Here is a 26,857-nt window from a genome sequence, read left to right as displayed (position 1 = left end):
GCACGCGCGGAGAGAGACCCCTCACCCGTCTCGCCGCTATCGCGGCGAGCCACCCTCTCCCACAGGGGGAGAGGGTAAGAAACGCCTACGCCGCCACGACGCGCGGCGCGTCCCTCGCATCCGACGGCTGCACGGACCTGCTCAGCATCGTCACTTCATTGAATCCGACGGCGCTGAGCTGCTCGCACATCAGTGCGCGCGCATCCGGCGCCATCGACGCGTCGGGCACGACGACGGCGCGGGCATTCGCCGTCAGGAGCTCCGCAGGAAGGTCGGAGGCACTGCCGGCATCGAGCAGCACGTGGTCGTAGGCGCGCAGCAGCGCGTCGATCGCGAGCGTCACGCGGGGCGACTGCAACAGGCTGCGATCGAAGCCGGGGCGGCCTGCCATGACCAGATGCAGCCGCGAGAGCTTGTCCCGGGTGATGATCTGCGCGAACGACGCCTCGCCCTGCATCAGTTCGGCGAGGCCGCGTGCCGAGGCATCGACGGACACGGCGGCCATGGTCGGCGAGGACGCGGCGAGATCGACCACGACGACCCGCGCATCGCGCGCCAGGTGCCGGGCCAATGTCAGGGTCGACAGCGTGATGGCTTCGCCGCTCGCAGTGCCGAGCACCGTGACCTTCTTCGCCATGGCTCCGGCGGCGCGCAGGCTGTCGGCCAGATGCTCGATCTCCGCGAATTCGGCGACATCGGCATCGGCCGTCATCTCCGGCTGCAGCGGCGCGGGTTCTGCCATGACGGGATCGACGACCGGATCGGCGAAGGGCTCGACGACCTCCGGTTGGACGATTTGTTCCTGGCGAGCCGACGCCCGCGTCAGGGCTGGCGTGAACACCGCCACCGCACGGGGCGCGGTCTGGCGCAACAACTCTCCGGTGACGACGACGCCGGACGAGAGCAGCAGTGTCGCGATCGTCGCGATCAGCACGATCGGCAGCTTCTTCGGATAGGCCGGCGTGTTCGAGACGACGGCGCGCGAGATGATGCGGCCATCCGTCGGCGCGGTGTCGATGGTCTCGCGGGTGTTGGCCTCACGGTACTTCGCGAGATAGGTTTCGAGCAGGTCGCGCTGCGCCTTGGCCTCACGCTCGAGGGCGCGGAGCTGCACGTCCTGGCCGTTGGTGGCCGTCGCCTGCTTCTTGAGCTGCTCGAGGCTCGCCGACAATTCCTGAACGCGCCCGCTGGCGGCGCGCGCATCGTTTTCGAGCGTGCGGGCGAGCTTGGCGGCCTCGTCGCGGATCTGGGTGTCGAGGTCGGCGAGCTGCGCCTTCAACTCCTTGATGCGCGGATGGTTGCCGAGCAACGTCGACGATTGCTCGGCCAGCTGGGCCCGCAACGCCACGCGCTGCTGCGAAGGCGTGCGCATCGATTCCGAGTTCAAGATTTCCGACGATTCGATCGGTTTGCCGCTCTGGATCATCTCGCGGATCAGGCGCGCCTTGGACTCGGCATCGGCCTTGAGCGCGCGCGCATTGTTGAGCTGGGTGTTGACCTCGCCCATCTGCTGGTTCGATAGCGTCGTGTTGTTGGTGCCGACGAACAGGCTCGACTTGGAGCGGAAGTCCTCGGCCTTCGCTTCGGCCTCGGAGACATTCCGTCGCAGCTCGTCGATCCTGCCGGCATACCACTGGCTGGCGTTTCGGGCCTGGTCCTGGCGCGCATCCTGCTGGAGCACGAGATAGCCGTCGGCGATCGAATTGGCGACGCGCACGGCGAGATCGGGATCGGCAGACTGGAATTCGATCACGATGACGCGTGACTTGTCGACAGCGTAGGCCTGGAGGCGCTCGTAATAGGCGTCCAGCACCCGCTCTTCCGGCGTCATCGAGAACGGATCGCGGCCGATGCCGACCAGCGCCGCAAGAGACTTCAGCGGCGAAACGCCTTGCAGCACCGGATCGAACTCGGGCCGCTCCGCAAGCTTGTTCTTCTTGATGATCTCGCGCGCGAGATCGCGCGACAGCACGAGCTGCACCTGGCTGGTGACGGCTTCGGCGTCGAGCGCCTGCCGTTCCTCGGCGCGATCGCTATTGGGCCGCAGAAACACGTTCTCACGGCCGTCGATCAGGATACGGGATTCAGACTTGTAGCGCGGCGTGATGAGATTGACGATTGCGATGGATGCGACGAGCGCCAGCACCGTCGGAACGATGATCCAGCCGCGCTTGCGCGCCAATGCCGCGCCGAGCGCGTGCAGGTCGATGTCGCCGGATTCGACTGGCGCCGGCCGCGGAGCAACGGGCGCAGGCTTTGCTTCAAAGCTGGACTCGAGTTCAGCCCGCTTGGCTGCTGCCTTCGAGACAGCCCGCTTGACCACCGCCTTGTCCTTGCCGGCACGCCAGAACGCTAAACGCATCGAACACTCCCGCAGGCGCAACGCCACGAACCTACCTCAACCAGGGCGATTACACTCCATTAAGGTTGCCGCTGGGTTAATCGCAGCGTCGGGCGGCTCGCGCAGGTGCGTCCGTCACCGTTTGTTAACCACGAGGCCTCTTAATCCGTCTCGATATTTCGTCAGATTGTTCGAGCATTCGCCGTCGAGCGCTGGTTTTGATCATGCCCCCCTCTCCCGACCAGCCGCTTCGCATCCTGCACGCCGTGCGCGCTCCGGTCGGCGGCATCTTCCGCCACATCCTCGACGTCGCCAACGGCCAGGTCGATCGTGGCCATCATGTCGGCATCCTCGCCGACAGTCTCACCGGCGGTGAGCGCGCCGACAAGGCCCTTGCCGAGCTCGCACCGCGGCTGAAGCTCGGCGTGCACCGGATGGCGATCCGCCGCGAACCGTCGCCCGACGATGTGCTGGTCTGGTTCCGCTTGCGGCGCCTGATCGCCACGCTCAAGCCCGACGTCATGCATGGCCACGGCGCCAAGGCCGGCGCTTTCATCCGCATGCGGCGGCGATCCGACGACACCATCCGCATCTACACCCCGCATGGCGGCTCGCTGCATTATCCCCTCAACACCCTCAAGGGCGAGTTTTACGCGCGGCTCGAGCGTGCGCTGATGGACGCGACCGACCTGTTCCTGTTCGAAAGCGCGTTTGCCCGCGACACCTATCAGCGCATCGTCGGCAAGCCGAAGGGCGTGGTGCATTGCGTCTTCAACGGCGTGACGCCGGAGGAATTCGAACCTGTCGTCATGGCCGACGACGCCACCGACCTCGCTTATGTCGGTGAGTTCAGGCACATCAAGGGCGCCGATCTGCTGGTCGACGCGGTGGCGCGCCTGCACGAGGGCGGTAAGAAGGTCACGCTGACGCTCGGCGGTGACGGCGAGGAGACCGCGGCGCTCAAAGCGCAAGTCGAGAGGCTCGGCCTCTCCAGCGCCATCCGCTTCATCGGTCACGTCAAGGCACGCTACGGCTTTTCCAAGGGGCGGCTGCTGGTCGTTCCCTCGCGTGGCGATTCCATGCCCTATGTCGTGATCGAGGCCGGTGCCGCCGGGATACCGATGATTGCGTCCAAGATCGGCGGCATTCCCGAGATTTTCGGCGCGGAGAACCCGGCTCTGTTTGCGCCGAGCAACGCGGAAGCCATGGCGGAGGCGATCGCGGCCGCGCTCGACAATCCGCTGGGAACAGCGCAGCGCGCCTTGTCGCTTCGCGAGCGCATCTCCGCGCATTTCTCGCAGCAGGCGATGGTCGAGGGCGTGCTCGCGGGCTATCGCGACGCATTTACCAATCACTAACCATTCTTAAGACCCGCTTTAGAGAATCTTCCGATTTGTCCGATAACCCAAGCGCCAGGGGATGCTCGCCCGGGACGCAAGGACGTGGCCCGCGGGTTTTTGGAATGGACGTGGACGCCCGTGGAACCGCTCAACGCACGCTCGATGCTCGATGCCGCGACCAGCGCCGCGGCGAAGCCGGCTGACCGGCCCTTTGTGGAGCGGCGTCAACGGCTCTCGGCCGCCGCGCTCGACGTCGTCAACCAGAAGGTCGCCCGCGCCTATTCGCCGATCGTGATCACCGGCTTCGTGCGCCTCGCCGATTTCGCGCTGCTGAGCCTCGTCGGCATTGTACTCTATCTCGGCTATGTCATGCCGCACGCCGGCTCGTTCAGCTGGATCTATCCCGCGCAGATCATCGCCGTCGCGGTCTCCGCCGTGGTCTGCTTCCAAGCCGCCGACATCTATCAGGTGCAGTTGTTCCGCGGTCAGCTCCGGCAGATGACGCGGATGATCTCGTCCTGGTCGTTCGTCTTCCTGTTGTTCATCGGCATCTCCTTCTTCGCCAAGTTCGGCAGCGAAATATCGCGGCTCTGGCTTGCCGCCTTTTACGTCCTCGGGCTCGCCGCGCTCCTCTGCGAGCGTCTGGTGCTGCGCTCGCTGGTGCGCGCCTGGGGGCGCGAGGGCCGGCTCGACCGCCGCACCATCATCGTCGGCTCCGACCGCAACGGCGAACAATTGGTCGAGGCGCTGAAGCAGCAGGAGGATTCCGACATCCATGTGCTCGGCGTGTTCGACGACCGCAACGACAGCCGCGCGCTCGACACCTGTGCCGGCGCGCGCAAGCTCGGCAAGGTCGACGACATCGTCGAATTCGCCCGCCGCACCCGCGTCGATCTCGTGCTGTTCGCGCTGCCGATCTCCGCCGAGACGCGCATCCTGGAGATGCTGAAGAAGCTCTGGGTGCTGCCGGTGGACATCCGCCTCTCCGCACACACCAACAAGCTGCGCTTCCGCCCCCGCTCCTATTCCTATATCGGCGAGGTGCCGACGCTGGACGTGTTCGAGGCGCCGATCACCGACTGGGACCTGGTGATGAAATGGCTGTTCGACCGCGTGGTCGGCACCCTCGCGCTGCTCGTGGCCTTGCCGGTGATGGGATTGGTGGCGCTGGCCGTGAAGCTCGACAGCCCCGGACCCGTGCTGTTCCGCCAAAAGCGCTTCGGCTTCAACAACGAGCGCATCGACGTCTACAAGTTCCGCTCAATGTACCATCATCAGGCCGATCCGACGGCCTCGAAGGTCGTGACCAAGAACGACTCGCGCGTCACCCGCGTCGGCCGCTTCATCCGCAAGACCAGCCTCGACGAGCTGCCGCAGCTCTTCAACGTGGTCTTCTCCGGCGATCTCTCTTTGGTCGGCCCGCGTCCGCATGCGGTGCAGGGCAAGCTGCAGAGCCGCCTGTTCGACGAAGCCGTCGACGGCTATTTCGCCCGCCACCGGGTCAAGCCCGGCATCACCGGCTGGGCCCAGATCAACGGCTGGCGCGGTGAGATCGACAACGAAGAGAAGATCCAGAAGCGCGTCGAGTTCGACCTCTATTACATCGAGAACTGGTCGGTGCTGTTCGATCTCGTCATTCTGCTGAAGACGCCGATCTCGCTGCTGACCAAGAACGAGAACGCGTATTGAGTTGAATTTTTCCGTCATGCCCCTCCTTGTGCGCTGTTGCGCACTGGGGCGGGGCATCCGGTACTCCGCGGCGCCGGCCGCTTCCGCAATAGACGCCGCGGAGTACTGGATCGCCCGGTCAAGCCGGGCGATGACAGCGGTATTTGTGGCGTACCAGTTGCGTAAACGTATGAGCGTGTGATGGCGTATGCGGCAACAGCCGGGGAGATGAATGCAGCGGTTCGGGCTGCGCCCGGCGTGTTGGCGCTCCAGCGCGCGCTGGTATGGCTGGTCGGCGCCTCCGGCGCGATCGTGTTCATCGAGCCGAGCCCCTACGAGATCGTGACGCTGCTGGCCACCGTCACCTTCTTCGCCACCGGACTGCGTCTGCGGCTCGCTTTGATGCCGCTGGTGCTGATGCTGGTCCTGCTCAATATCGGCTATACGATCAGCGCGATCCCGCTGTTCGAGCAGTCCGAGGTGGTGAGCTGGATTGCGACCTCCTGGTACATGGCGGTCACAGTCGTGTTCTTCGCCATGGTCACGTCGGAGGACACCGCCGCCCGGCTCGATATGCTCCGCCGCGGGCTCGTGATCGGCGCGATGGTCGCCTCGCTGTCGGCGGTCGCCGGCTACTTCCACCTGGTTCCCGGCGGCGACGACCTCCTCACGCTGTACGGACGCGCGCGCGGCACCTTCAAGGATCCGAACGTGCTCGGCGCCTTCCTGATCCTGCCGGCACTGTTCTCGCTGCAGAGCGTCGTCTCCGACAAGTTCGGCAAGGCGTTTCGCAACGTCATCGCCTTCGGCATCATGTCGCTGGCGATCCTGCTCGCTTTCTCCCGCGCCGCCTGGGGCGGGCTGGTGCTGACATCCGCCTTCATGCTGGCGCTGATGGTGCTGACCAGCCGCACCAACGCGCAACGCTCGCGTATCATCGTCATGGCGATCCTGGCCGCGGTGCTGGGCCTTGCGCTGATCGCGGTGTTGATGTCGTTCGATTCCACCGCCGAGATGTTCAAGCAGCGCGCGAGCTTCGATCAGAGCTATGACGAAGGCCGCTTCGGCCGGTTCGGGCGGCACATCCTGGGAGCGGAGATGGCGCTCGACCTGCCGTTCGGCATCGGCCCTCTGCAATTCCACCGCTTCTTCCCCGAGGACACCCACAACTCCTATCTCAACGCCTTCATGTCCGGCGGCTGGCTGTCAGGCATCTGCTATCCCGCGCTGGTCTTCACGACCGTAATCATGGGTGTCAGGCACATCTTCGTGCCCGTGCCTTGGCAGCGCGCTTATCTGGCGGTGTTCTCCGCCTTCGTCGGCACCGTCGGCGAAAGCTTCGTGATCGACACCGACCACTGGCGGCACTTCTGGATGATGCTGGGCGCGATGTGGGGCATGATCGCGGCTGCACAGATCTACAAGGCTAGGTCTGGCGACGAAGCTTCTTCAGCTTGAGATCGGGGCGTTTCTCCGGCGGCGTGTCGAGCAGGCCCTTCAGCGCCGCGGTCGCCGCGAGCACGCCCTTGTAGCCCTCATTGGCGAAGCGCAGCAGCAGGCGCAATTCCTGGTCGGAATAGCCGCCAAAAACCTTCTCCATCGCCTGCTGCATCGGCACGTAGAACTGGCCGAGCCTTTCGATCGCCTCCGGCACGACGGCAATGAAGACCTTGCGACGATCGGCATCGTCGCGCTCACGACGGACCAGGCCCGCCTTTTCGAGCCGGTCGACCACGCCGGTGATGGCGCCGGTCGTGAGCCCCGTGACTTCGGCGAGCCGGCCGGCGGTGACGCGGCCTTCGAGGTACAGGATGTCCATGCATTCGAGGTCGGAATTGGCGATTCCGGCAACGTTCGCAACGGTCTGGCCATAAAGCACGCCCTGCGCGGACGACCTGCGCATCGCCTCCTCGAGCTCCTGCAGCAGCGCGGCGCGCGCCTTCGTCCTTGACAAGGCAAACCTCGTATCTTAGTCGATATATATCTTAGTCACTAAGAGATTTAGCGACTGTAATTCTCCTAGCACCACGGAAACGTCGGGAGCAAGCCATGTCCTATCGTCCTCGCAAGGCCCTGATCATCGGCGCCGGCATCGCCGGCCCCGTCGCGGCGGTCCTGCTGCGCCGCGCCGGCATCGAGTCCGCGATCTACGAAGGCTGGCCCTATTCGAAAGGCATCGGCGGCGGCCTTCAGATCGCGCCGAACGGCATGCAAGTCATGGACGAGATTGGCCTTTCCAATGAGCTGATCAGCCGCGGCTCGATCGCGGAATCGTTCGACTTCTATTCGCAAGCCGGAGAGAGGCTCGGCTCGATCAATCGCGACATGGCGCGGCGCTTCGGCCAGCCCGCGGTCAATGTCTGCCGCGCCACGCTGAACGAGATGCTGATCGACAAGGCCTGGTGCGCATGCGTTTCGCTCTATTTCGAGAAGCGCCTGATCAAGATCGAGGATCGCGCCGACCAGCCGATCATCGCCTACTTCGCCGACGGTACCACGGCCGAAGGCGACTTCGTGATCGGCGCCGACGGCGTGCACTCGGTGACGCGGCGCCAAGTCGTCCCGGACGGGCCGCAGCCGTTCGATACCGGACTGATCGGCTTCGGCGGCTTCGTACCGCACGCCGTCCTCGATGGCCGGCCGATCGGCCGGCACGTCGAAACCACGTTCGGACAGAGCGGCTTCTTCGGCTACGGCTATTGCAGCCCCGATCCGAACGACGGCGTGATGTGGTGGAGCACGCAACCCGCGCACGGCATGGACGCGGCGATGTTTCGCGCGCTCGACCATGCAACGCTGAAGCAGCACCTGCGCGGCTTCCACCGCGGCTGGCACGATCCGATCCCTGGCATCATCGAGGCAGCCGAGAACATCGTGGTCACCGACACGCTCGACGTCGCCACCCTGCCGACCTGGTCGCGCAAGCGCTCGTTGCTGATCGGCGATGCCGCCCATGCGACCAGCCCCCATGCCGGCCAGGGCGCCTCGCTCGCGCTGGAGGATGCGATGCGCCTCGCCCGGTTGATGCAGCAAGGCCGGGAGCTCGGCGCCACCTTCCAGGCCTTCGAGGCCGAACGGCGCCCGCGCACGGAAAAGATCGTCGCCATGGCCCGCCGCAACGGCAACAACAAGCGCGAGTTCAGCGCCACCGGCGCGTGGATCCGCAATCAGATGATGAAGTGGCTGCTGCCGCTGGGCGCGAAAAGCATGGAGTTCATGTACGCCTACGACGCGCGGGCGGTGTAGTGGCACGAACGCTGTCATGCCCGCCTTATGCGCACTTGCGCACTGGGGTGGGCGTCCAGTACGCCGCGGCCTCTCGATTCGATCAGAGCCGTCTCTGGAATACTGGATCGTCCGGTCGAGCCGGACGATGACACCGTGATTGCGGCAAGTGAGCGCCTCTACTTCTCCACAGCGAACGTCAGCCCTGCATTCTCCTGAAGCCGCTTGATCAGCTTGTGCTGCATCGCCGCGCCCGGCGTCCAGAAGCCGGCTGCGACGTCGGTCGTGTCCCGCAGCATGCAGATGGCGCATTCGGAGATCATCTTCGAGGTCGAGCCGTAGCCGGGATCGCGGTCGCCGGTGACGCCGGCGCGAACCATGCGGCCATCGGGTGCGATCGCGACATAGAGCAGATCGAACAGACCGTTTTCACGCTCTTCCTTCGACGGCCCCTCGCCCGGCTTCGGTGCGTCGGGGCCGGTCTTGCCCGCATTGGCAGCCATCACGAGCTTGGCGTTGGCCTCGCCCTTCTCGCCGGGACCGGTCAGGACCATCTCGTCGTAGACGAAGTCCTGGCCGTAGGGGAATCCCATCAGCATGTTGGAGCGGTGAACGTTGCGCGTGTTGATCAGCGCCATCGTGAACGGCGCGGCCCAGGATTGCAGATCCTCCTCGAAGGCGGCCCTGTTGCCTTTCGGCTGCTTCGGGCCGGTGAAGCCGGGCGTCAGCGCAAAATGATCGTTGAGAATGGCGACAAGGCTGAGATCCTTGGCCACCGCATCGAAGGTCGCCTTAGCGCTGGCGGCGGTGCCGCCCGAGAGCGTGCCCCGCATGTCGCGCACACGCCCTTTCACCCGCGGGGCCGGCGCGCCGAAGACACGTTTAGCCTCTTCCTGGACGAAGAATGTACCGAGCTCGAACGGCACGGAATCGTAGCCGCACGACAACACGATCCGCGCGCCGCTCTCTTTTGCAGCCGCCTCGTACTTGTCGATCATCTGGCGCATCCAGATCGGCTCGCCGCAGAGATCGAAATAATCCGTGCCCGTGGCCACGCAGGCCGCGAGCAACTCCTCGCCGTAGAGCTGATACGGGCCGACGGTGGTGATCACCGACATGGTCTGCTCCGCCATCGCCTTCAGCGAAGCCGCATCCGACGCATCCGCGACAATCAACGCCGTATTCCCGGGCGCGCCGATCGCATCGCGGACCGATTTCAGCTTGCCGAGGCTGCGGCCTGCCATCGCCCATTTGAGCGCGTGGTCGCTCTTGTAACGCTGGGTCAGGTATTCGGCGACGAGCTGGCCGGTAAAACCGGTCGCGCCATAAACGACGATGTCGAATTTCGCAGAGCTCATGATCCGCCTTTGCTTTACTTCTTCGCGTAGCTCACGCCCATGCCGGCACGGACGTCGCTTTGAATACCATAGGGCGGGATCGGATAACGCAGGCCGTTCTTGGCCAGCGCCTTCATGCCCACAACCGCCTTGGCGAGATGTTCCGGCTTCAGGGCCATCAGCATCTCCTCGTCCGGCACGCCGCCATAGCGCCGTTCGGCGTAGCATGGCAAGGACAGGCTGGGCTCACCGCTCTTGAGCGCCCTGCCCCAGGAATCGGCGCAAGCGGTCTCGCCGACCACGCCCCATTCGAACTTCTTGTAGCCGGTGTATTGCAGCCCGTTGATTAGGATGATCATCTGCCCCGGCGTGGCATAGACGAGACAAATGTCCGGCGGATCGAGCCGGCCGCTCGCCAGCGGACTGACCGCGAGCGCCTGATATTGCCCGAACGGAACCACGTCCAGCGCCTCCTGGCGCTTGCGTGCGTCCTCCGCCGTGCCGTGCCAGACCCCGACATAGTTTTCGCCGGCGAGCCATTTTTCGTCCTGCGGTGCAAGGCCGATCACCGCGCGGCATTGCGCGCCGACGAGATCATCGGCCGTGATGCCCACGGTCCAGCCCAGACGCGCGGCCATGCTGACGATCTGGTCGGTGGTGTGGACCGCGTTCGGCCGCCGGACTTTCGGGATTGCCTCCATGTCCGCGGTCCGCGCGAACAGCTTCATGCCGATCACCGTGGTCTTCAGTCGCAACAGGCTGTTGAGATCGGCGACGAGGCCGGCAAGATCGATGCTGTCTGCACTCTGCTGTTGCATGGCGTCCTCCCGGCCGGCAGTGGCGCGCCGGCTGTTATTGCTTCTTGAACGGTTCTAGTCCTTCGCCGGTCCCGGGAGCAACTCGCCAGTCCGGCCCATCAGGCGGTAGGCGACGAGCCCGATCCATTCGCGCACGGCGACCTCGGTTCGGCCGAGCCCGTCCGTGCCGACATTGGTGAAAGAGAAGAGATCGTCACGCCCGCCCATTCGCCAGTCAACCGGATAGGCTTCGACGTCAAATCCCGCCTTGCGAAAGATCCCCATCGAACGCGGCATGTGAAAGGCCGACGTGACCAGGAGCCAGCGTTCGCCCGCCTTGGGCGCCACCAATTGTTTGGTGAAGATGGCATTCTCGTAGGTGTTGCGGGAGTCCCGCTCGAGGATCAGGCGCTGCTTCGCGATGCCCAGATTCTCCAAGATGGGCGCGGAGTAGTCGGCCTCCCGGGAGTCCGTCGAAACCAGGTTCGCGGTGCCCCCGGTGAAGACAATGCGCGTGTTCGGATAGCGGCGCGCGAGCTCGGCCGGCGCAAACAGGCGATCGGCCGCGTGCGCGACGACCGGCGTGCGGTGCGCCGCCGACAGATCGGTGTCGATCGAGCCGCCGAGCACGATGATGCCATCGGGCGCACCGCGCGACGGATCCCACGGCGGAAAACGCGACTCCAGCGGATAGAGCAAGAGGTTGCCGAGCGGCGAAAACGCGGCGAGCGCCAGCAGGATCAGCGTGGCCGCGGCGAGCTTGCGGCCGAAGGCGGCAAAGCGCGTCGCCATCAGGACGACCGAGACGATTCCGAGCTCGATCATCAAGTTGATCGGCAGCACCGCTGCGCCGAGGGTCTTGGACAGGACAAAAAGCAGGGGAGCCTCGCTGGAATGATCGTGCCTGTTGCGCGCGGGCTTGACCCGCCCGTCGATCTTCAGAAAGCTTCTTGGAAGAGGATCGATTGCCTGGTCAAGCCCGGGCCTGTGAAACGGACGGACGCCACATGACCCATCACCACCTGCATTCCAGCCCCGAGACCTGCCATTGGGGGTTCTTCGAGGCTGCGCTCAAGCCCGTCCTCACCATCGCGAGCGGTGACGAGGTCACGGTCGACACCATCAGTGGCGGTCCGGACATGCTGCCCGACCGCAGCAAATTTCACATTCCGCCCGAGATGCACGAGGTTCATGCCCAGAACGAGCGCATGCTGCCCGGCCACATCCTCACCGGCCCGATCGCGCTCGAGGGCGCCGAGCCCGGCGACGTGCTCGCGGTCGAGATCCTCGACGTCCAGCTCCGGCAGGATTGGGGCTGGAACATGATCAAGCCGCTGTCCGGCACCCTGCCCGACGATTTCCACGAGACGCGCATTCTGAACATCCCGCTCGACCGTTCCCGGATGGTCGCCCGCATGCCGTGGGGGCTGGACCTGCCGCTCAAGCCGTTCTTCGGCGTGATGGGCGTTTCGCCGCCGCCGGCCTGGGGCCGCATCTCCTCGCTCGTTCCTCGCGCCATGGGCGGCAATCTCGACAACAAGGAGCTTGGCGCCGGGGCGACGCTGTATCTGCCGGTGTTCGTCCCGGGCGCGCTGTTCTCCTGCGGTGACGGCCATGGCGTGCAGGGCGACGGCGAGGTTTGCGTCACCGCGATCGAGACCGCGCTTCAGGGCCGCTTTCGCCTGACGCTGCGCAAGGACCTCAGGCTCGATTATCCCCGTGGCGAGACGGCGACGCATTACATGACCATGGCGATGGACCCCGATCTGGACCAGTGCGTGGTGCGGGCGCTGCGCGACATGATCGTGCTGCTCGGCGAGAGGCGCAATTTGTCGCGCGAGGACGCCTATACGCTGTGCAGCCTGGCGGCCGATCTGCGGGTGACCCAGACCGTCAACGGCTCCAAGGGCATCCATTGCATGATCGAAAAGACGATCGTGCACGGCTGAGCCGACCAGCCCACTCCTGACCGGTCGAAGCCACGCCGCCGCCGGCCTGCCGCGCGGCGTGCCTTGTCATGCCTAAATTTCCCTCGCGATTCCAACGGGCTGACCAGGCGCCGCAGCCTGCATTTGACTTCTGCCTCCAAACCTAAATAGAGTCTTAATCGTTACTTTTATGTACCTGAGTAAGAGGCTAGCGTTCGGCCATGGCCACCGAAAAAGCCGAGACTGACCGCATTCCTGTAACCTTGGCGCTCTCGACCATCACCTATCTGGAGAAGCTGGTGAGACAGGGCACCCACGGCACCAGCGTTCCCGGCGTCGCACGTACCTTGATCGAGGAAGGCATCCGTCTCGCCATCAAGGACGGGCTTTTGTCGATTCGCGACAATGGCAGGACGTGAGCGCGCGCCGAACGTGAGGCGGACGGATCTCGAGAGGCGGATGGCCGACATCTGCAACCTGGGACCGTTACACATGCCTGTTCTCTCACCCACCTGGACCGACGAACGCATCGAACTTCTGAGGCAGCATTTCGAGGCCGGGCTCTCCTGCCGCGAGATCGCCGCCGACATTGGCGTCAGCCGCAACGCCGTGATCGGCAAGCTGTCTCGCCTCAATCTCACGCGCGGCCGAACCATCGACGATCGCAAGGTTCACGACAGGGGCCTGGCGCCGGCGCGCGCGCCGCGGACCGTGCCGCGGCTGCAATATGAGATGCTCGCCACGATCTACGGCGAGACCGGTGCGCCGATGGTCACCGGTCCGATCGACGATGCCAATCGCTGCTCGCTACTCGAGCTTGCCGAGAACCGCTGCCGCTGGCCGATCTCGACGCCTGGCGCGGACGATTTCTGCTTCTGCGGCAACTCCGCACCCGACGGCCAGTCCTATTGCGCCGGCCACAGCCGCCTCGCCTACCGGCCGAATTCCCGCGCGCGCGTCATGCGCGGCTAGAGCCAAGTCCTGGAGGCGAGTCCTGGAGCCATGCCCAAAACGAAAAACCTCCGGCAGGGCATTGCCGGAGGTTTCTGGAGGTTTAGCATCAAGTCAGAGCCGCAACTTTCGTCATCGGCTGGGAGCTATATAGCTTAGTAGCTCAGGTAAGTAAATAAAGTTGGGCCGATCGATTCGCATGGCTCGTCTTCGTCGCCCGCACGTGCCGCCGGATTTCCGAACGCCCGCTCGCAAAGAAGCCCACCTCATAAAAAAGCCCCGGCGGTGTCCCGCCGGGGCTGCGTCCTATCCGAAGGTCTTGAGCTTACCAGTTGCGCTGGGCGCGAACCAACAGGCTGTAGGTGTCCTGGTCCTTCAGCTCATAGGTCGCCGCGGGCTTGGCAACGCTGGTGAGCGCCGGCGTGGTGATCACGCCCGAGTACTTCTGGTCAAGATGGCTGTAGGTGAAGTCAGCCGAGAAGGTCAGGTTCTTGATCGGGGTCCAGCGGGTGATGACACCGATCTGGCCGATGTTGAAGTCCGGGTTGCAGGTGCCGGTCAGGGTCGCGAACGCGGCGCTGCCGCAGATCATGCCCTTGGCGGTGCCGCTGTAGTTGACGGCAGCCCACGCACCATAAAGCGCCGAATTCCAGTACGGGCTCCAGTTGTGAGTGTAGGCACCACGGAAGCCGTAGGTCTTAGTCAGCTCGAGGCCGCTGCCGGGTGCGAACACCGCGTCAGACACGCCGGCGAAGCCGATGCTCTGATACGCGCCGCCCGAACCGCCGAACATCGAGTAGCTGGTCGCTGCCAGCTCCTGGAAGTTGTAGCGGCTCGCGCCGTCGGTGTAGACGCCCGAGATGTTGATCACGTCGCCTGCACCGGTCGGGATGTTCTTGATCGACAGCGCCAGCTGGACGGCCCAGCCCCACTTGTCTTCAGGATGACCGGTTACTTCGCTCGCGCCGTAATAGCCGACGTGGTTGTCGTGCGCAGCGACCGAGGCCTGGAACAGGCCCCAGGCCTGGTCGACACGGAGCGTGCCGACGAGATCGGGGGAGCGGGTGCCGCCGAGATCGTTGGAGCCGTAGGCACCGCCGAGGACGCCGGCGGTGGACATGCCGGCCGTATTCCAGAGCGCGGTCTGGAACACCTGCGTCTGGTCCTGGGCCGAGACGATCGCCGTCACGCCCTGGCCGAGATCGGCAGTGTAGGTGAACTGGGCAACACCGTTGGTGGTGCCGCTGCCGCCGACGAGCTGGTCGAAGTTGTTGCCGGGATAGTTGATCCAGGGCGCGTCGAACTGCGACACGGCCTTACCCATGGTGAAGCCGGCGAACTGGATGAAGGCGTAGTAGACGCCGAGCGCGCCGCCCGAGATCGTGCCGTCGGTGCCGTTGACGGCGCCGCCGCTGGAGCCGATCAGGCTCGTGCCTGCGGCGTTGAGGCCGAGCGTACCGCTGTACTGGGTCGCACCCGTTCCCGAACCGGCGCCGACATAGTTGCCGGTCGTCCAGGTGAAGACCGCATCGAAATAGGTGCGGACCACGCCGTACTCGGTTGCGGTGCGGGTGTCGATGTTGAGATCTTCACGAGCGCGCATCGAGTAATAGTTGGTCAGGCGGTTGTTGGCCGCGAAGACGTTGTTGTACTGGGCGCTGTAATTGCCGCCGGCATTGAGCGCCACTTCGGCACGCAGATAGCCGCCCAGCTTGATGCAGGTGTCGCTGCCCGGGATGTAATAGAAACCCGCGCCGTAGAGCGAGCAGACCTTCACATACTCGACCGCCTTGGCCTTGACCGGAAGATCAGCCGCCTGAGCTCCACCGACGGCGATCAGACCCGCCGCAGTGCCGAGCAAAAGGCTCTTCACCACTTTCATATTAAAACCTCCAAGTTGCTCATTTTACGAAGACCGGACCGTGAGGCCCCCCAAGATCCCCGTCTTTGAAATCCGCTCGGCCGCTTTGCGCTTCGGACACACCCTCTTTCGACGCGAGGGACGTGAGCAAACCACCTGCAACGGGACGATCGAGTACCCCCCACCGCCACGAAGCAATATGCCTGCGCCTTTCGGTAATCAAAATACCTTATTTAGTCAGCTTTGTTGGTTTTGCTAAACCTGTGCCCCGTTCGCAACACCATTGCGAACCGATTCCGTGAGCTGATCATCTTTGTAGTTTTACTGACAAAATTACCCTGCTCTGCACTTGCGTCAGAGCAGGCTTGCGTGGACTATGGCTTGCACGACACCGGCCGCATACAAATCAGATCACGGGAGTGACGCTGTGTCAGCGACGAGGAAAGAAGGGGCGCGCCTCCGCACCATCGGCAATCTGGATATCATCAGGCGCTTCACCTGGGAGATATCGTCGATCAACATGTATCTGGAGGAGCTGCGTCAGTTCTGGGCGAGAACGCTCGGCATCAGCGGCCCGCAATGGCTGATCCTGATGGCGATCTCCGACCTCGACAAGGACGACGGCATTCCGGTCAACGTCGTCTCGAAACTGCTCCACGTCGATCCGTCGTTCGTCACCACCCAGTCCAAGCTGCTCGAGAAGAAGGGCCTGTTGCGCCGGCGCCCCTCGCCGACCGACGCAAGGGTGGTCCGACTATCACTGACCGAGAAGACGCAAAAGCACCTGGCGAGCCTCAACGAGCAGTACAAGACGATCAAGGAATTCGTCTTCCAGGAGTTCGACGAGAAAGAGCTGACGGAATTCACCACCAAGCTCGCGATGTTGAAGACCCGTCTCGAAAAGGCCTGCGTCCGCCTGACCCTCGACTTCTGAGGCGACGTCCTCAGATGCGCCCCGCGGCGCCGAGCCGCGATTCCAGCCAATCGAAGATATATTCATTGGCAAGGCTCGGATTGTCCGCATGGGCCTGCGCCGCGCCAGTTTCGGCCGCGGTGAACACCTTCAACATGACATCCGAACTGCCGAGCCGGGAGGTCTGGACGATCTGACGCGCCCGATCGGCCTTGAGCCAGCCGTCCTCGCCGAGCGTGATCAGCACCGGACAGTCGGCGCTGGAGGCCATCAGCGGAGCATGCGGCACCGGAACGATGCTGACGTCGCTCATCGCGAATCGGCTGGCAAAGAAGGCCCGCTCGTGCAGGTCCCATAGGCCGCCATCGCAGACGGCGGCGGCAAGCCGCGGCTCCTGCAGCACCGCGCGCGCCACGAAGGAAGAGCCCCAGCCATCGGCGACGATCGCGACGCGCTCGAAATCGACCTCGCTGCACGTCTCCAGATAGTCCATGACGCACGGAATCGCACTCTCGAGATCCCGGCGCCGCAACAGCGCGTCGAGATAATCGTCGCGCTGGTCGCCGAACAGGTCCAGCGCCAGCAGCGAAAAGCCGCGCTCGCGCGCGTGCGGCGCGAGCTTGAACAGAAACTCTTCCTTGCGATGGCCGGGCTCGCCGATGCAGATCACGGTCGGGGCTCGCACGCGTCCCAACGGCGCGTGCGCGGGCAGGAAATAGCCCTGCAACGAATGTCCGTCGAGCCAGGGTATCGTCACGACTTCCCCGGCAGGGTCGCGCGCGGCGAGGAAGCGGCGGGCGCAATCCTGCATCGCGAGGACCGCGACCCAGCGGCGCTCGTCCGCCTGATCGAGCGGCATTGCGGCCGCGCTGTAGTAATTCATGGCGCGGAGCCAATTGCGCTGCGCGGTCGCCCTGTGACCTTCCGCGAACGCGGCCTCGGCACGATGGCGATTGGCCTGCGCCAGCTTCTTCCACTCGCGATGCCAGGACTGGTCGTCGCCCCGCTTCAGCTGCCGCGCGATCATCAGGCATTCGGCGATCGTGGCGCCGCCGTCCTGGGCCGCGGTGAGGAGCCGCGTGAACTCAGCGGAGATGTCCTCTTGCTCCGGGCAAAGGATCCAGTCGTCGGAGAGGCATGCGGGTATCATCGGGAGCTACGCTCTGGTCATCGCCTTACACGTGACTGAATAAACTATTTTGGTTCCCTGACCAAGCTGCGGCGCGCCCAATGAGAGCCGTTCGAGATCACCATCGCTTGAACGCAGGGATGTGTCGCATGCGTGACATTCCAATGCGTCAGGAGTGGCCGACACGGCCAAGAAACGCCGGCAGCGAACTGGCAAGAGGTGGCACGTGAAATTGCCTGCGCGCCTCTTGCCATGATGCGCATCATACCTATATCGGCGCGCGCTCGTCGCCTGCGTCAGCCGAGCCGCCAGCCGACCTCCTGCGTGAAACTTTCGTAGAAGGCGCGGTCGTAGGCCTGCTCCGGCGTAGCACGAACGCGCTCGTCAAGGCGCTTTGCATCCTCACCCACGAGAATGCGCCATTGCTCCGCCTTGACCCCGTCGAGGATGATCCTGGCGGCCTGAGCCGCCGTCGTCGGCGCATCCTCGAGGAAGCTGCGGGCGCGCTCGGCGAACGCCGCCTGGATGTCCTCGTCCGACATTTTGTCGGCATCCGGCACGCCGGCCGCGACCATGCGCTTGCGGGTCAGCGCGATCTCGTCGGCGTTGAGCCGCTCCGAGCCGTCGGCGCTCTGCACCTTGCGCGAATTGGAGACGATCGAGGTGCCGATATGGCCGGGCATCACCACCGAGCATTTGACATGCGGCGCGTGCAGGCGGAGGTCGTTGATGAGCGCTTCGGTAAATCCCTTCACGGCGAACTTCGCCGCGCTGTAGGCGGTGTGCGACTGGTTCATGCCGATGGAGGCCCAGAAGCCGTTGACGCTCGCGGTGTTGACGATGTGGGCCTCGTCGGCCGCGACCAGCATCGGCAGGAAGGTGCGGACGCCGAGATAGACGCCGCCCCAGCAGATGTTGAAGGTGCGCTCCCACTGCTCGCGTGTGTTGGTGAACAGGCTGCCGCCGCCGCCGATGCCGGCGTTGTTGAACAGAAGGTGGATCCGGTCGGTCTTCTGCTGCTCGGCGAGCTCGTCGCGGAATCGCTTGAGATGATCCTCGATCGAGACGTCGGCGACATGCGTCGTGACGCGCAAGCCCTGCGGCAGCTTCTCGACCTCGCACAGCCGCTTGGTCTCGGCCATCGCGGCTTCCGAGACGTCGCACATCGCGACATTGCAGCCCTCGGCGACGAGCTGCCGCGCGAGCTCGCGTCCCATTCCCGTACCGCCGCCGGTGATGACGGCGATCTTTCCTGCAAAATCATTCATGGGACTTTCGGCCCCTCCCTTGTCGGTATGTTTCTTCATGGCTACGCCACGCATCGGAGCGCGCGCAAAATGTAGCAGCGCCGCATCCGCAGGTAAAAGCGGATCGGCGCTGCCGTGCTCATCAGTTATTTCGGGGCGCGGACTATTCGGCCGCCTCGACCCGCCGCCCGTTCAACGCGCCGAGGCCGTCCAGCGCCTTGCGGATCGCCGCCTGCTGCGCGCTTGAGGCCTCCGGCATCGGCGCGCGCGGATAAGTCATGGGCAGGCCCTGCAGCGTCTGCGCATGGCGCGTGCAGGCCGGCAGATTGTCGGCGATGACAGCGTTCCACAGCGTCAGCAGCTTCTTGTGCAGATCGAGCGCGCGCGGATGATCACCCGCCTTCACCGCATCCCACAGCGCGACGGAGGCATACGGCGCGGCGGTCAGGATCGCGGCGATCGAGCCATGGGCCCCCAATGTGTAGGACGGATACATCAGGGCATCGACCGCACTGTAGATCAGCTTGTCCGGCGCCATCATCATGAGGTCCGCGAACAGTTTCAGGTCGCCTGCGCTCTGCTTGACGCCAACCACCAGCGGCACCTCGGTCATGATCCGCGTCAGCAGCGCCGGCGACAGGTACGACCACGGCACCACGTTGTAGATGATGATGGGCATGCCGGTCTCGTCCGCCATGGCGCGGAAATGCGCCACCATCGCCTCGTCGTCCGGCTTGAACAGATAATGCACCGGCGTGACCTGGAGCGCCGCGACATTCATGTCGCGCACCAGCTTGCCGCGGCGGATCGCATCGCGGGTGGAGTCGACGATGATGCCGGCGATGACGGGAATGCGCCCCTTCACCGCGGCGACCGTCGCCTCCATCAGGTCGCGATATTCCTCGTGATCGAGCGTATGCCCCTCGCCGGTCGAGCCGCCGGCCGCGACGCCGTGTGCGCCGGCGCCGATCATCCAGTCGACCTGGGCTGCTACGAGGGTGTAGTCGATTTCGCCATCCTTCCGGAACGGCGTCGTCATCGGCGGGATTACGCCGGTCGGTCGTGTCTTCATGGTGTGCCCTCGCGTTTCCATATCCCTTGTGGCGGCCCCGCTCTTTTGGCGAGTGGCCACGGTGCTGCGAGCCTACCGGCTGCGCGCGGCCTGTGAAGCGCCACCGACGCGGCGCTGCTCCCAGCATTCGACATCCCTGCGGTTGTTACTGACCCGGTTCCCCGTACTTGCCCGGCTTCGGTTCAGGGGCAATTTTTTTACAATCCGAATCGTTAAATGGAGTCCGGACGCTGGGTCGAGTCGGCCAGGCCAGCGTGTTGTTTGCGTCACAGGCTCTGGCACTCCGCTTGCATCCTCTTCGTGGTCAGAAACTACCGATGAGGTGACTGGAATGTTCGTGACCGTCGTTGCCGTGCTCTGCCGGCTGAGTGCAGCCAGCTCAGGCAGTTGCATCGAGGAAATCGTGACCGACAGCAACATGACGCCCGAGATGTCGATGATGCAGTGTGCGATCGGCGCACAGGCTCCATTGGCGAAATGGATGGGCGAGCATCCGATCTACCACGCCAACTGGCGGCTCGATCGCTACAAATGCGTTCCGGGTCGCTACGAGATCAAGGGCCACGCCTAAGGCCCCGCAAAACTACCGACACCAAGACGACGAACGAGGAAACGCCCCGGAGGCCGCATCGTCCTTCCGCGCGGGCATCGACAGCGCCAGCCCCATTGCGGCGGCACGCTTGTGACAACGATCACACCTTCCCCTTAAGCCACCGCTCGCAGAATGATCGCACGCGCGCGTCGCCCTCCGGCGTCGGCATCAGCGCGTAATTGTGCGGCTGTTCGCGGAGCAGATGCAGCTCGACCGGCACGCCCGCCGCCCTCGCCCCGGCATCAAACTACAGAGTGGCTGATCCAGGTTTGAGTCGAGGGAGCCCATCAATTACTCGAGCGACGACGCTCAGCATGCTAGTCGCAAAGATTCGAGCCTCGACCAGTCTTTCGTCTTGTCAAGGTCCAGCTGTAAGACTGACGCTAACCATTCGGCCTTGTTTCTGCGGGAAAAGCTCCTGCAAAAGCCTTCTAGCTCTCCCTCCCTTAAGATCAGAAGACCTATGGCCTGCGACGCAACACATATCTTCTCGAAGGCATTGATCAAATCTGAATCGGCAAATCCTCGATACCCGTCTTCTTTGATCCTTTGCCAAGGTGAAGCGCTCTTTCCCATCTCAGCTATTTGCTTCCGAGATTGGTCCGCAATGGCTTGGCTATTCCGCAACACAGCAGCGATCCGTTCAAGCTCCAGCGCGACTTCTATGGTTGAAGGCTCCAATCGTTTTGATTTCACTTTGGTTATCCCTATAGGTGAACCAGTGAACCAACGACATGAGTCAACTTGGAAGTGAATTGAAATGGACAGGACACTAATGTGTAGACAGGAAAAAGAGAGAGAAAATAGAGCACAAGAGAGACCGCGCCCAACTGCCCGGGGTACGGCGACGGTGGTAAATGGTAAGGGCGGGGCTACAACGCAACAAATAGAAAGAAATCGCTGCGCCGCCCGACGTAGGCTTCACAATCGTTATCGCCTGGGCCAGCCTATCAAGAAGCCAGTGGCCTTGTTTCTGAAGGTAGAAAGGGTAGGAGCAGCGAGCACACCCCGAAGCGGATCCATAATCGCGATGTAGTCGGTGTTGTCCCGCTGAATCCCATAAGCGACGACTACATGAGCTGGGTTTTTCCCTTCCATTACTATGTAGAGATGGTTCCCGGACGTCCCCGCCAGAGGAAACATCTTTTCGTATACATAGTCGAACGTGAGGTCGGCTCTGTCGATTTCCTCGTAATCCATGTTGATCGAGAGGCTGTTTGCAATCTCACCAAAGTACGCAAGATCGAGCGCATTTCCATTGCAGTACATCTGAAACATTTGGATGATTGAGCTATATGACCAACTGACCCCGCGAGTGGCTTCAAGCCAGGAGCTAAGGGCGCAAGCCCAACACACGGGCAGTGAAACTTCGTCGTCGCCAGTTCCTACCGATGGTTGCTTTACAATTCCGGGTTTCGATAGACGATACGTGACCATCTGATACCCTCATTCCCGACAGCATGATCCCCAGATCAAAGCCCGTACTAATGTGTCTTCATTGTGCTGCTAAGTTCAAGCGCAGGCAAGAATTGTATTGCGGCCAACCGAAGCCGTTCTTCAATCCGCTCGAAGCCCTCGAAGCCGTCCATTAATCCGCGCGCTCGTTCGCACCGAATCGCAGCGCCCTCGCGCGCTGGATTGCAGCGCCTTAGTTCTGCTGACTAGTGCTCCGTTACGCTGCGTTACGCTAATTGCAGCACTTTTTCATGGATTCGAACCCCTTCTTTTCGAGGGCTTCCAGAGTTGCGTAAATCGTCGCCATCGGAACCGCCTTGCGCACCGCAGAAGGGCATACGTCGCCTGGCCGTTTGCCGTTTAGGGCCGCCTCCAATGCGGCAACCTTTTCCTCAAGCGCCTTCGTCCGATCAGGTATCGTCCCGAGTTCCTTCCATAGCGGTACGTCGTTTAGCCACTTACGGACGTCGTCGATTACTCCGATTGCCCTACCGCCTGGTGTGCGACTTGGAAATCAGATAGGTGAGGAACGATGCGCATGCTCCGATAAAGAAGATCGCGTCAGCTTCATCAACGTCCGCTTCAGCCTCACTTAAGAGCGCATGTCGGATGCCCTTCTCATCGCTCGTATATCCATAGAGTGATAGGAACGCCTTTTTAAGCGCCGGATGGAGAGCAATCCTCTGTTCTAATCCCGACAATGCCTTCGAAAGATCGCCAGTAGGTTCGAGCACGCGCGCAACTGACTCCGCTGCGCTGATACTTTCACGAACGCTTGCTGGGTAATCTCCTTCGGTGAGTTTCGAAGCAGCATTTTTTAAGTGAGTTTTTGCGCCACCGAATTGCGAAGCAGATAATGCTGTGTTCGCCTGGATAAGCGCGTCGGCTTCCTCTGTTGAGGCAGTCGGCCAGAACACACCGTCTTCAATGCGGTAAGCCGCGCGGCAGTTCTCTAATACCAACTGAACTGCTGGACCGAGATCAGGCGGACAATTTGGGTGCCGAAGAACAGCCTAAAGCCAACCGTACACCTTGTGGCATTCGGCTTTTTCGAACAAGTCACCGATCTTGGTGACGATCCCGTTCGGATTGAATTTGTCGATGCGAACGTGGTGGTGGTCGACATGCAGATCCTTCAGAATTCTGGACCAGTTTCCACGATAATGGAGAATGTCGGTGTAGGCTCGATCAAGCCTTGCATGAATGCAGGCCCAAAGCTTCGCCCGAAGTTCTCGACTAAGTTCCTTGCGGTCGAGCTGCGCCGGGAGAGGTGCCAAACCCTCGCTTGTTCAAAGGTCAGCGATCTACGATCCGAGGTGCCCATGTGCCTGGCTCCGGGCGAATCAACGCGCGATGGTGGTACGCCCCACGTACACGCGGGCAAGCTGTCGTTGGTTATCCGGGCTATTCACATCCCGGCGACATAAGCCCGTTACCCTATCCGTTACCCTTGAGAAAATCCGGACGCCCTGAAATCCGGCTAAGTTTTGGTCGGAGCGAGAGGATTTGAACCTCCGACCCCTAGTCTCCCAGACTAGTGCGCTAACCGGGCTGCGCCACGCTCCGAACGTCGTTCCATTAGCTAGGATCGCCGCTTTGCGCAAGGCGAGGTGACACCATTTTGCTGTCTCCGCCGAAAGGCCTCGGAACTGGCCCAAAGCCGACGGAGTCCGGCGTCAGGCGTCCTTCAATGCCTGATCCAGCATTTCGCGGCAGGCGATGAGCTCGGCGAGCACCCGTCCGAGGCGCTCCCGGTGGATGGCGCTGGGGCCTGCGGGCGCGGCGGGGGTGCCGCCCTTGCGGAAGGTGGTGAGGATTTCCTCGTCATCGGTCTCGGAGAAGCGGAAGTCGATGCCCTCCTCCTCCTCGCCCTGGTAGTCGTCATCGTCGCTGTCGCGGGCGCCGCGGACGCCGGTCTCCTCCTCGGGCTCCATCAGGCTGGCGCCGACGGCGTCCTCGATGGCGCCGAACGAGACCGCGGCCGCGCTGTCGGCGAGGCCCTGCACCGATTTGACGCCGTGCTCTTTCAGGATCCGCTGCACCCCGCGGATGGTGTAGCCCTCCCCGTAGAGCAGACGGCGGATGCCCTTGAGCAGGTCGACGTCGTCGGGGCGGTAATAGCGGCGGCCGCCGCTGCGCTTCATCGGCTTGATCTGGGAGAATCGGGTCTCCCAGAACCGCAGCACGTGCTGCGGAATGTCGAGTTCCTGCGCTACTTCGCTGATGGTTCGGAACGCATCCGGCGCCTTGTCCAAATGCCAAATCCTTATCCAGAGGGCGGATTACGCCTCGGGTTGCGCCTTGCTGGCGTCGCCATTGGTGCGGTGCTGGGCGTTGATCCGCTGCTTCAGGATCGCCGACGGCTTGAACACCATGACCCGGCGCGGCGAGATCGGCACCTCGGTGCCGGTCTTCGGGTTGCGACCGATGCGCTGACCCTTCTTGCGGACCATGAAGGAGCCGAACGAGGACAGCTTCACCGTCTCGCCCTTCTCAAGGCAATCGGTGATCTCCTTCAGCACGAGTTCCACGAAGGCAGACGATTCCGTGCGCGACAGCCCCACCTTCTGGTAGACGGCTTCGCACAGATCGACACGCGTTACGGTTTTACTTTGATCGGTCATCGCCCTGCCCCACATCACGGCGAACAATTGTTGTCTGAAATTATGAGCTTACGATACAGCGGTCAACAGCGCTCATCAATGCAGGCGCATCGATAATCCGCGCTGATTCGGGCAAAATTTTACCGAGTGTGGCTTACCAGCGCACCAGCGCGGAGCCCCAGGTGAAGCCGCCGCCCATGGCTTCGAGCAGAACCAGGTCGCCGCGCTTGATGCGGCCGTCCTTGCGCGCCACCGACAGCGCCAGCGGGATCGAGGCCGCCGAGGTGTTGCCGTGAAGGTCCACCGTCAGCACCACCTTCTCCGGCGCGATATGGAGCTTGTGCGCGGACGCGTCGATGATTCGCTTGTTGGCCTGGTGCGGCACGAACCAGTCGATGCTGTCGGCATTGAGCCCGGTCGCCTTGAAGGCGTCGACGATCACGTCGGTGATCATGCCGACCGCGTGCTTGAAGACCTCGCGGCCCTCCATGCGAAGATGGCCGACAGTCTGGGTCGAGGACGGGCCGCCGTCGACGAACAGCTTCGCCTTGTGACGGCCGTCGGAGCGCAGATGCGTGGTCACGATCCCGCGGTCGGTCGCGGCATTGCCCGGCTGCTCCTGCGCCTCCAGCACCACCGCACCGGCACCGTCGCCGAACAGCACGCAGGTGCCGCGATCGGTCCAGTCGAGGATGCGCGAGAAGGTTTCCGCGCCGATCACCAGCGCGCGCTTGAAGGCGCCGGTGCGCAGGAAATTATCGGCGGTGGCGAGCCCGAACACGAAGCCCGAGCACACCGCCTGAAGGTCGAAGGCCGCGCCATGGTTGATGCCGAGCCCGTGCTGCACGGCGACCGCGCTCGCGGGGAAGGTGTTGTCAGGCGTCGAGGTCGCGAGCACGATCAGGTCGATCGACTGCGCGTCCACGCCGGCGTCCGCGAGCGCAGCCTGCGCCGCCTTCAGCGCCAGATGCGAGGTGAACTCGCCCTCGGCCGCGATATGCCGCTCGCGAATGCCGGTGCGTTGCACGATCCACTCGTCGGACGTGTCAATGCGCGCCGCCAATTGGGCGTTGGTCACCACCTGCTCCGGCAAATAAGAGCCGCAGCCCAGCACGACCGAACGAATTTGAGTCACGAAACAGCCTCCTGCGCGGCCTGCACGGAACTGAGTGCACCACCTTCGCGATTGAGCATCTGATTGATCTTGTTGAGGAGATCGAATTTGACCATCTCATAGCCAACATCGATCGCATAGGCAAAGCCTTCGGCAGCGATTCCGCCATGGCTCTTGACCACGATCCCGTTCAACCCCAGCAACACGCCGCCGTTGGATTTGTTCGGATCCATCTTGTTGCGCAGGGCCTGGAAGGCGTTGCGCGCAAAGAGATAGCCGAGCTTTGACAGCCAGCCCCGCTTCATCTCGTCCCGGAGCAATTCCGCCATCTGCCGCGCGGTTCCCTCCGCGGCCTTCAGCGCGATGTTGCCGCTGTAGCCCTCGGTGACGATGACATCCGCCACCCCCTTGCCGATGCCGTCGCCCTCCACGAACCCGAGATAGTCGAGCTCGGGCAGGTTCCTGGCGCGCAGGATTTCGCCGGCCTCGCGAATCTCCTCATGCCCCTTGATCTCCTCGACCCCGATATTGAGCAGGCCGACCGTGGGACGCTTTTTGTTGAACAACACGCTGGCCATCGCCGCGCCCATGATGGCGAGCGACACCAGATGATGCGTATCGCCGCCGATGCTGGCGCCGAGGTCGAGGACGACGGAATCGCCGCGCCTGGTCGGCCACATGCCGGCAATGGCCGGACGGTCGATGCCCGGCAGCGTGCGCAGGTGGAAGCGCGACATCGCCATCAGCGCCCCGGTATTCCCGGCGGAGACCGCAACATCCGCCTCGCCCTTTTTCACCGCATCGATGGCAAGCCACATGGACGAGGTCCTGCGGCCGCGCCGCAGCGCCTGGCTCGGCTTTTCCTCGCCGCTGACCGCGACATCGGTGTGGATGATCTTCGAGGCCGCCTTCAGCGCGGGGTGGCGGTCGAGCTCGGGTTCGATCTTGGCGCGGTCCCCGATCAGCAGGAATTCGATCTCGCGATGCCTTTGGAGCGAGATGGCGGCGCCTGGGATGACCACCGCGGCGCCGGCGTCGCCCCCCATGGCGTCAAGCGCGATGCGAACCTTGCTTGGCATAAAAGTCCTGGAAACCTGGGTCTGGTGCGGTCTTGAACGAGCGGGGCCGCAAATGGGTTCGCCACGAACATGGCGGTCGGTCAAGCGCCACGCCGCACCCGGACCGGGGCGCGACAATAGCGTTTTGTTATCCCGAAACAACCTCTTGCCCCCAGCCTTTTGCATTCGGGAGCATCGGGCTGCGGACGGACTAATTCACAAGAAG

General features: G+C 63.4%; 26 protein-coding genes and 1 tRNA gene. 10 read left to right on the top strand and 17 right to left on the bottom strand.

Going from position 1 to position 26,857, the window contains the following annotated elements; translation table 11 throughout:
• Positions 1-85: 85 nt before the first annotated feature.
• Positions 86-2,362, bottom strand: coding sequence for an exopolysaccharide transport family protein (locus IVB07_RS17495; RefSeq protein ID WP_018455129.1), 2,277 nt, complete (start codon positions 2,360-2,362; stop codon positions 86-88).
• 203 nt (positions 2,363-2,565) lie between these two features.
• On the opposite strand from IVB07_RS17495, the gene IVB07_RS17490 reads away from it, so the two are divergent.
• The 3 genes from IVB07_RS17490 to IVB07_RS17480 all read left to right on the top strand — a co-directional run bounded on the left by IVB07_RS17490 (position 2,566) and on the right by IVB07_RS17480 (position 6,807).
• On the top strand, positions 2,566-3,699 hold the full coding sequence (locus IVB07_RS17490; RefSeq protein WP_026232882.1) for a glycosyltransferase family 4 protein: 1,134 nt from the start codon (positions 2,566-2,568) through the stop codon (positions 3,697-3,699).
• Between the two features lie 120 nt (positions 3,700-3,819).
• Entirely contained in the window at positions 3,820-5,370 is a 1,551-nt protein-coding gene (locus IVB07_RS17485; RefSeq protein ID WP_018455131.1) for an undecaprenyl-phosphate glucose phosphotransferase, read from the top strand.
• A gap of 180 nt (positions 5,371-5,550) precedes the next feature.
• Positions 5,551-6,807 (top strand): O-antigen ligase family protein, encoded by a 1,257-nt coding sequence (locus tag IVB07_RS17480; RefSeq protein ID WP_026232883.1) that lies wholly within the window; start codon positions 5,551-5,553, stop codon positions 6,805-6,807.
• Here the strand turns inward: IVB07_RS17480 and IVB07_RS17475 are convergent.
• Positions 6,776-7,252: a MarR family transcriptional regulator gene (locus IVB07_RS17475; RefSeq protein WP_051112981.1), complete on the bottom strand. Its 477-nt coding sequence runs from the start codon at positions 7,250-7,252 to the stop codon at positions 6,776-6,778. The two genes, IVB07_RS17480 and IVB07_RS17475, sit on opposite strands and share 32 nt — an antisense overlap.
• Before the next feature lie 146 nt (positions 7,253-7,398).
• Between IVB07_RS17475 and IVB07_RS17470 the strand changes: the two genes are divergently transcribed.
• Positions 7,399-8,595 carry an FAD-dependent monooxygenase gene (locus IVB07_RS17470; RefSeq protein ID WP_018455134.1) on the top strand — a complete coding sequence of 399 codons (1,197 nt, stop codon included), beginning with the start codon at positions 7,399-7,401 and terminating at the stop codon, positions 8,593-8,595.
• Between the two features lie 158 nt (positions 8,596-8,753).
• Here the strand turns inward: IVB07_RS17470 and IVB07_RS17465 are convergent, their stop codons facing one another.
• From IVB07_RS17465 to IVB07_RS17455, 3 genes are read right to left on the bottom strand one after another with little or no spacing between them, the layout of a single operon-like run.
• Positions 8,754-9,932: a saccharopine dehydrogenase NADP-binding domain-containing protein gene (locus IVB07_RS17465; RefSeq protein ID WP_018455135.1), complete on the bottom strand. Its 1,179-nt coding sequence runs from the start codon at positions 9,930-9,932 to the stop codon at positions 8,754-8,756.
• A gap of 14 nt (positions 9,933-9,946) precedes the next feature.
• Positions 9,947-10,729: a DUF169 domain-containing protein gene (locus IVB07_RS17460; protein ID WP_018455136.1), complete on the bottom strand. Its 783-nt coding sequence runs from the start codon at positions 10,727-10,729 to the stop codon at positions 9,947-9,949.
• A gap of 54 nt (positions 10,730-10,783) precedes the next feature.
• The gene (locus tag IVB07_RS17455; protein ID WP_245288410.1) at positions 10,784-11,533 is read right to left on the bottom strand and encodes a YdcF family protein; all 750 of its coding nucleotides are present in this window, start codon (positions 11,531-11,533) and stop codon (positions 10,784-10,786) included.
• A 182-nt stretch (positions 11,534-11,715) separates the two neighbouring features.
• Between IVB07_RS17455 and IVB07_RS17450 the strand changes: the two genes are divergently transcribed.
• The 3 genes from IVB07_RS17450 (at position 11,716) to IVB07_RS17440 (ending at position 13,608) form a co-directional block, all read left to right on the top strand.
• Positions 11,716-12,657, top strand: coding sequence for an acetamidase/formamidase family protein (locus IVB07_RS17450; protein WP_018455138.1), 942 nt, complete (start codon positions 11,716-11,718; stop codon positions 12,655-12,657).
• A gap of 200 nt (positions 12,658-12,857) precedes the next feature.
• Positions 12,858-13,055 carry a hypothetical protein gene (locus IVB07_RS17445; protein ID WP_007603456.1) on the top strand — a complete coding sequence of 66 codons (198 nt, stop codon included), beginning with the start codon at positions 12,858-12,860 and terminating at the stop codon, positions 13,053-13,055.
• Positions 13,056-13,128: 73 nt separating this feature from the next.
• Positions 13,129-13,608 (top strand): GcrA family cell cycle regulator, encoded by a 480-nt coding sequence (locus tag IVB07_RS17440; RefSeq protein ID WP_018455139.1) that lies wholly within the window; start codon positions 13,129-13,131, stop codon positions 13,606-13,608.
• Between the two features lie 304 nt (positions 13,609-13,912).
• Here IVB07_RS17440 and IVB07_RS17435 read toward each other — a convergent pair whose 3' ends face one another.
• Positions 13,913-15,469, bottom strand: coding sequence for a porin (locus IVB07_RS17435; protein WP_204511371.1), 1,557 nt, complete (start codon positions 15,467-15,469; stop codon positions 13,913-13,915).
• A gap of 406 nt (positions 15,470-15,875) precedes the next feature.
• Between IVB07_RS17435 and IVB07_RS17430 the strand changes: the two genes are divergently transcribed.
• Positions 15,876-16,382: a MarR family transcriptional regulator gene (locus IVB07_RS17430; protein ID WP_007611061.1), complete on the top strand. Its 507-nt coding sequence runs from the start codon at positions 15,876-15,878 to the stop codon at positions 16,380-16,382.
• A gap of 10 nt (positions 16,383-16,392) precedes the next feature.
• On the opposite strand, the gene IVB07_RS17425 is transcribed toward IVB07_RS17430, so the two are convergent.
• The 3 genes from IVB07_RS17425 to IVB07_RS17415 form a co-directional block, all read right to left on the bottom strand.
• Positions 16,393-17,511, bottom strand: coding sequence for an alpha/beta hydrolase (locus IVB07_RS17425; RefSeq protein ID WP_247362599.1), 1,119 nt, complete (start codon positions 17,509-17,511; stop codon positions 16,393-16,395).
• Between the two features lie 275 nt (positions 17,512-17,786).
• Entirely contained in the window at positions 17,787-18,758 is a 972-nt protein-coding gene (locus IVB07_RS17420; RefSeq protein WP_085353399.1) for an SDR family NAD(P)-dependent oxidoreductase, read from the bottom strand.
• Positions 18,759-18,900: 142 nt separating this feature from the next.
• On the bottom strand, positions 18,901-19,809 hold the full coding sequence (locus IVB07_RS17415) for a dihydrodipicolinate synthase family protein (protein ID WP_026232886.1): 909 nt from the start codon (positions 19,807-19,809) through the stop codon (positions 18,901-18,903).
• A gap of 331 nt (positions 19,810-20,140) precedes the next feature.
• Here IVB07_RS17415 and IVB07_RS17410 point away from each other — a divergent pair, with 331 nt between their 5' ends.
• Positions 20,141-20,380 (top strand): hypothetical protein, encoded by a 240-nt coding sequence (locus IVB07_RS17410; RefSeq protein WP_007603449.1) that lies wholly within the window; start codon positions 20,141-20,143, stop codon positions 20,378-20,380.
• Positions 20,381-20,710: 330 nt separating this feature from the next.
• Here the strand turns inward: IVB07_RS17410 and IVB07_RS17405 are convergent, their stop codons facing one another.
• From IVB07_RS17405 to IVB07_RS17395, 3 genes are all read right to left on the bottom strand, one after another.
• Positions 20,711-21,097: a hypothetical protein gene (locus IVB07_RS17405; protein ID WP_157642930.1), complete on the bottom strand. Its 387-nt coding sequence runs from the start codon at positions 21,095-21,097 to the stop codon at positions 20,711-20,713.
• Between the two features lie 234 nt (positions 21,098-21,331).
• Positions 21,332-21,679 carry a hypothetical protein gene (locus IVB07_RS17400; protein ID WP_018455146.1) on the bottom strand — a complete coding sequence of 116 codons (348 nt, stop codon included), beginning with the start codon at positions 21,677-21,679 and terminating at the stop codon, positions 21,332-21,334.
• Between the two features lie 665 nt (positions 21,680-22,344).
• The gene (locus IVB07_RS17395; RefSeq protein WP_247298245.1) at positions 22,345-22,818 is read right to left on the bottom strand and encodes a hypothetical protein; all 474 of its coding nucleotides are present in this window, start codon (positions 22,816-22,818) and stop codon (positions 22,345-22,347) included.
• 36 nt (positions 22,819-22,854) lie between these two features.
• Between IVB07_RS17395 and IVB07_RS17390 the strand changes: the two genes are divergently transcribed.
• A complete protein-coding gene (locus IVB07_RS17390) occupies positions 22,855-23,283 on the top strand; it encodes a hypothetical protein (protein ID WP_018456779.1) in 429 nt (142 codons plus the stop codon).
• A gap of 61 nt (positions 23,284-23,344) precedes the next feature.
• Here IVB07_RS17390 and IVB07_RS17385 read toward each other — a convergent pair.
• From IVB07_RS17385 to plsX, 5 genes are all read right to left on the bottom strand, one after another.
• Positions 23,345-23,422 (bottom strand) — tRNA-Pro (locus IVB07_RS17385).
• A gap of 110 nt (positions 23,423-23,532) precedes the next feature.
• Positions 23,533-24,111 (bottom strand): MerR family transcriptional regulator, encoded by a 579-nt coding sequence (locus IVB07_RS17380; protein WP_018456840.1) that lies wholly within the window; start codon positions 24,109-24,111, stop codon positions 23,533-23,535.
• Between the two features lie 27 nt (positions 24,112-24,138).
• A complete protein-coding gene (locus tag IVB07_RS17375) occupies positions 24,139-24,480 on the bottom strand; it encodes an integration host factor subunit alpha (RefSeq protein ID WP_018456841.1) in 342 nt (113 codons plus the stop codon).
• 133 nt (positions 24,481-24,613) lie between these two features.
• Positions 24,614-25,594, bottom strand: a complete 981-nt coding sequence (locus IVB07_RS17370; protein WP_026233249.1) for a beta-ketoacyl-ACP synthase III — start codon at positions 25,592-25,594, stop codon at positions 24,614-24,616.
• Positions 25,591-26,652, bottom strand: coding sequence for a phosphate acyltransferase PlsX (gene plsX, locus IVB07_RS17365; RefSeq protein ID WP_018456843.1), 1,062 nt, complete (start codon positions 26,650-26,652; stop codon positions 25,591-25,593). Before plsX ends, IVB07_RS17370 begins: the two co-directional genes overlap by 4 nt.
• Positions 26,653-26,857: the final 205 nt, after the last annotated feature.

The sequence above is a fragment of the Bradyrhizobium sp. 172 genome, from assembly GCF_023101065.1.
GTDB lineage: Bacteria > Pseudomonadota > Alphaproteobacteria > Rhizobiales > Xanthobacteraceae > Bradyrhizobium > Bradyrhizobium canariense_D.
The sequence above is the reverse complement of the archived record's forward strand: the minus strand, read 5'-3'. Positions and strand labels throughout refer to the sequence as shown.

Bases quoted from the DNA above. Each gene is read 5' to 3' on its own strand.
- IVB07_RS17480 (WP_026232883.1), top strand. From the start codon at position 5,551: ATGGCGTATGCGGCAACAGCCGGGGAGATGAATGCAGCGGTTCGGGCT.
- IVB07_RS17475 (WP_051112981.1), bottom strand. From the start codon at position 7,252: ATGCGCAGGTCGTCCGCGCAGGGCGTGCTTTATGGCCAGACCGTTGCG.
- IVB07_RS17425 (WP_247362599.1), bottom strand. From the start codon at position 17,511: ATGATACCCGCATGCCTCTCCGACGACTGGATCCTTTGCCCGGAGCAA.
- IVB07_RS17440 (WP_018455139.1), top strand. From the start codon at position 13,129: ATGCCTGTTCTCTCACCCACCTGGACCGACGAACGCATCGAACTTCTG.
- IVB07_RS17495 (WP_018455129.1), bottom strand. From the start codon at position 2,362: ATGCGTTTAGCGTTCTGGCGTGCCGGCAAGGACAAGGCGGTGGTCAAG.
- IVB07_RS17415 (WP_026232886.1), bottom strand. From the start codon at position 19,809: ATGAAGACACGACCGACCGGCGTAATCCCGCCGATGACGACGCCGTTC.
- plsX (WP_018456843.1), bottom strand. From the start codon at position 26,652: ATGCCAAGCAAGGTTCGCATCGCGCTTGACGCCATGGGGGGCGACGCC.
- IVB07_RS17455 (WP_245288410.1), bottom strand. From the start codon at position 11,533: ATGATCGAGCTCGGAATCGTCTCGGTCGTCCTGATGGCGACGCGCTTT.
- IVB07_RS17435 (WP_204511371.1), bottom strand. From the start codon at position 15,469: ATGAAAGTGGTGAAGAGCCTTTTGCTCGGCACTGCGGCGGGTCTGATC.
- IVB07_RS17375 (WP_018456841.1), bottom strand. From the start codon at position 24,480: ATGACCGATCAAAGTAAAACCGTAACGCGTGTCGATCTGTGCGAAGCC.
- IVB07_RS17470 (WP_018455134.1), top strand. From the start codon at position 7,399: ATGTCCTATCGTCCTCGCAAGGCCCTGATCATCGGCGCCGGCATCGCC.
- IVB07_RS17445 (WP_007603456.1), top strand. From the start codon at position 12,858: ATGGCCACCGAAAAAGCCGAGACTGACCGCATTCCTGTAACCTTGGCG.
- IVB07_RS17410 (WP_007603449.1), top strand. From the start codon at position 20,141: ATGTTCGTGACCGTCGTTGCCGTGCTCTGCCGGCTGAGTGCAGCCAGC.
- IVB07_RS17490 (WP_026232882.1), top strand. From the start codon at position 2,566: ATGCCCCCCTCTCCCGACCAGCCGCTTCGCATCCTGCACGCCGTGCGC.
- IVB07_RS17465 (WP_018455135.1), bottom strand. From the start codon at position 9,932: ATGAGCTCTGCGAAATTCGACATCGTCGTTTATGGCGCGACCGGTTTT.
- IVB07_RS17420 (WP_085353399.1), bottom strand. From the start codon at position 18,758: ATGAATGATTTTGCAGGAAAGATCGCCGTCATCACCGGCGGCGGTACG.
- IVB07_RS17400 (WP_018455146.1), bottom strand. From the start codon at position 21,679: ATGTTTCAGATGTACTGCAATGGAAATGCGCTCGATCTTGCGTACTTT.
- IVB07_RS17450 (WP_018455138.1), top strand. From the start codon at position 11,716: ATGACCCATCACCACCTGCATTCCAGCCCCGAGACCTGCCATTGGGGG.
- IVB07_RS17460 (WP_018455136.1), bottom strand. From the start codon at position 10,729: ATGCAACAGCAGAGTGCAGACAGCATCGATCTTGCCGGCCTCGTCGCC.